The organism is Pseudarthrobacter albicanus (genome assembly GCF_018224015.1).
In the GTDB taxonomy this organism is placed as follows: Bacteria; Actinomycetota; Actinomycetes; order Actinomycetales; family Micrococcaceae; genus Arthrobacter; species Arthrobacter albicanus.
This window is the reverse complement of record NZ_JAGPOT010000221.1, coordinates 1-597: the sequence shown is the minus strand read 5'-3', so window position 1 is coordinate 597 and position 597 is coordinate 1. Positions and strand designations below refer to the sequence as shown.

Sequence of the window (597 nt, the reverse complement as noted above, 5' to 3'; positions counted from 1 at the left end):
CTTCGTCCTGGCGCAGGACCTGCTGGGCATCCCGCAGGGCACCATCCGCGCCACCGTGCTGATCGAGACCATCACGGCCGCGTTCGAGATGGAGGAGATCCTCTACGAGCTGCGCGACCACGCCGCCGGGCTGAACGCCGGCCGCTGGGACTACATCTTCTCCCTGATCAAGAATTTCCGCACCCGCGGGCCACGGTTCGTGCTGCCGGACCGGAGCCAGGTCACCATGACGCAGCCGTTCATGCGCGCCTACACCGAACAGCTGGTCCGGGCCTGCCACAAGCGCGGCGCCATGGCGATCGGCGGGATGGCAGCCGCCGTCCCCAACCGCAAGGACGCCAACGCCAACGCGATCGCCATCGAGAAGGTCCGCGCCGACAAAACCCGCGAGGCGGCCGACGGCTTTGACGGCTCGTGGGTGGCCCACCCGGACCTGGTTCCCGTGTGCCGCGAGGTGTTCGACGGCGTCCTCGCCGGCCGCCCGAACCAGCTGGACCGGCTCCGCGAGGACGTCACCCCGGACGACCGCGCCCTGCTCGACATCGCCTCCACCACCGGCACCATCACCGAACAGGGCATCCGGAACAACATCGAGGT

Annotated in this window: 1 pseudogene; it reads left to right on the top strand. The window is 69.3% G+C overall.

The window, feature by feature from the left end:
• Positions 1–597, top strand: a pseudogene (locus J9611_RS21535) (malate synthase A); the annotation flags it as partial.